Here is a 1683-nt window from a genome sequence, read left to right as displayed (position 1 = left end):
AGTAGCTGTTGTCGTTCCGATCTTGAGCGGTGTCCGTCGAACGGGAGTCTCGATTGGGTGGTCGTGGGGTGTTCGGTGCATACGAGTAGGGCCCCCTGAACAGCTCGTTGGTGTCGAATCACCGAGCAACATCAGGAGGCCCTGGTGCCGCAGTCTTCCGTGCCGATGTCCGGGCAGTCCACCTTGGTCACCCGGGAGTGTGACTGTCTGGCTCACCGGTTCGGAAACGCCGCCGACAACGGGATGCGGCAGCCGCGTTATCCGACGGACATGACGGACGCGGAGTGGGCGGCGGTACGGCCGCTGCTGCCGGTGCCTGGCTGGCTGCGCGGCCGGGGAGGGCAGCCGGAGGCGTACTGCCACCGGGCGATACTCGATGCGATCCGCTACCTGGTCGACAATGGCATCAAGTGGCGGGCGATGCCCGCCGACTTCCCGCCATGGGACCGGGTCTACGCGTTCTTCCGCCGCTGGCGCGACCACGGCCTGGTCAAGGAATTCCACGACCGGCTGCGCGCAAGGATCCGCGAGAGGGACGGGCGGACTGCGGAGCCGACGGCCGGCGTGATCGACTCGCAGTCCGTCAAGGCGGACGCCGTCGTCGGCGTGGACAGCCGCGGCTTCGACGGCGGAAAGCTGATCAACGGGCGCAAGCGGCACGTCGTGGTCGACACCCTCGGCCTGCTGCTGGGCGTGATGGTCACCGCCGCGGATGTCGGCGACCGCACCGCCGCCCAGGTCCTGCTGCGGCAAGTCACCGACGCGCACCACCAGTTGGAGCTGGTCTGGGCCGACGGCGGCTACACCGGCCCCCTCGTCGCCCACTGCCTCACCGCGCTCGCCCTGGTCCTGGCGATCGTCAGACGCAGCGACGACATGCGCGGCTTCGTGGTCCTGCCCAAACGGTGGATCGTCGAGCGCCTCTTCGCCCACCTGATGCGCACCCGCCGCCTGGCACGCGACTACGAACGCCGCACCACCAGCGCCGAGGCGATGATCTACTGGTCGATGACCCTGCTCATGACCCGCCGCCTCGCCCGGCCACACCCGCAGCCAGCATGAACCGTCCCGGCGCGGGCTCGGCCAGCCAGCCCCGCGCGACCAGACGTTTCGCCTTCGACCGCAGTGCCTCCACCCGTGCCGGCACCACGTCCATGCCGAACACCGCGGCCATCTCCTGGCAGGTCAGCGGCCCTTGATGGAGCCGGACCCGGTCCGCGAGTGCCCTCAGGATGCGCTGGTAGTCCACCGAGAGCACCGACCAGGCCAGCCCCTCACGCCACATCGGAACCTGCGACTTCGTCTTCGCTGCCTCCGGCAGCTGCGGCGTCTTTCCGGACTGCTCCTCGGCAGCCGGCGCGGTCCCCTCGGCCCGGGCGGGGTCCTGCCCGCTCTCGTCCACGGGGGCCAGCACCTCGCCGACCCGCGAGCAGGCGATGGCCCACTCCTTCCATTCCTGCTCGGCCACGGCCAACTCGGCCTGGACACGGTCGGCCTCCTCCCGCAGCTCGCCAACACGACGGCGAGCACCCAGCTCACGCTGTTCCAACAGCCCAACCACCGACGGCATCCACGACCTCCCGGGCAACGACAGCACGACAGGCCACAACTCCCACGGAATCGCCGACCCTACGCCCGACCAGCGGAAACGCAGTCCTCAAGTCCGAAAAGACAACAGCTACT

2 protein-coding genes are annotated in these 1683 nt (G+C 69.3%); one reads left to right on the top strand and one right to left on the bottom strand.

What is annotated here, in order from left to right; all coding sequences use genetic code 11:
• Positions 1 to 144 precede the first annotated feature (144 nt).
• Entirely contained in the window at positions 145 to 1062 is a 918-nt protein-coding gene (locus O3Q52_RS52820; RefSeq protein ID WP_269655506.1) for an IS5 family transposase, read from the top strand.
• Here O3Q52_RS52820 and O3Q52_RS52815 read toward each other — a convergent pair.
• Entirely contained in the window at positions 1019 to 1570 is a 552-nt protein-coding gene (locus tag O3Q52_RS52815; RefSeq protein WP_269655505.1) for a hypothetical protein, read from the bottom strand. The genes O3Q52_RS52820 and O3Q52_RS52815 overlap by 44 nt on opposite strands.
• Positions 1571 to 1683: the final 113 nt, after the last annotated feature.

This window comes from Streptomyces sp. ActVer (assembly GCF_027270795.1).
GTDB lineage: Bacteria > Actinomycetota > Actinomycetes > Streptomycetales > Streptomycetaceae > Streptomyces > Streptomyces umbrinus_A.
Note: the sequence above shows the minus strand (reverse complement) of the source record. Positions and strands in the feature narration are given on the sequence as shown.